General features: G+C 75.6%; 1 protein-coding gene and 1 pseudogene. Both read left to right on the forward strand.

Annotated elements, in window-relative coordinates:
- A pseudogene (locus ABZ281_RS50510) lies at nt 1-239 on the forward strand (hypothetical protein); the annotation flags it as partial.
- A 213-nt stretch (nt 240-452) separates the two neighbouring features.
- Nucleotides 453-1,012 (forward strand): sigma factor (locus tag ABZ281_RS50515; protein ID WP_356665694.1); only part of this gene is annotated, 560 nt, incomplete at its 3' end.

A 1,012-nucleotide genomic window follows, 5' to 3' on the forward strand; every position in this document is an offset into this window, starting at 1 on the left:
TCCTGGCGTCGCTGCTGTGCGGCCTGTGGCTGGGCCACGGCGAACGGGCGGCCTTCCGGCTGCTGCGCGCCGTGGGCACCCGGCTCGCCGCACCGCTGCGGCTCCTGTTCGCGCTGCCGACACCGCCGCCCCCGCCCGTACGCCAACGACGACGGTCCTCGAACCTCACGCCGCGTCTCCTCCTTCTCGTCCACGCGATCAGCACCCGGGGACCACCAGCGGGGGCCGCTGCCGCCTGACGGCAGCCGGTGACAACCCGGGGCAGCCCCTGTGCGCCCCGGCCGCGGTCGTACCTCCGTGCGGGCGCGCCATCCGCAGGCGGGGACGCCTCCCGATGCGCCGTACGGACCCGCCCGCCCCCTCACCGGACCGCGCAGGAACGCGCGCACGTCCGACCTCACGGCCTGCCTGCCCGTGTGCCCGTGGTCCCGGAATCCCGAGAAGGACATCAGGTGATCACTCCTGCCCTGCCCCCTGCGCACGAGGGATCGGCGTCGGCCGACGAGGCGACAACCGCCTGGGCGCTGGCCGCCCGCGGCGGCGACTCCGCGGCCGTCGACCGCTTCGTGCGCGCCCTGCACCGCGACGGCATCCGGTACGAGGCCCATCTGTGCGCCGACCCGCAGGCGGTGGACGATCTGGCGCAGGACACGTTCCTGCGGGCGCTCGGCAGCCTCCACCGGTTCGAGGGCCGCTCCTCCGCGCGGACCTGGCTGCTGGCGATCGCCCGGCGCGCGGTGGCCGACAGCATCCGCCACACCGCTGCCCGCCCCCGCCCGGCCGACCTCCCGGACTGGGAACCGGTGGCCGAACTCGCCCAGCCGCGCGGCCTGCCCGGCTTCGACGACGGCGTAGCGCTGCTGGAGCTGCTGGCCGGACTGCCTGAGGAACGCCGCCAGGCATTCGTTCTCACGCAACTGCTCGGCCTGCCCTACGCGGAGGCCGAGCTCCAGGGCGAGTTGTGGGCCAAGGACTTCGAGCAGGGCCCCCGTTCGAAGCGGGGGCGGCGCGA

This window comes from Streptomyces sp. NPDC006265, from assembly GCF_040613555.1.
Classification (GTDB): Bacteria; Actinomycetota; Actinomycetes; order Streptomycetales; family Streptomycetaceae; genus Streptomyces.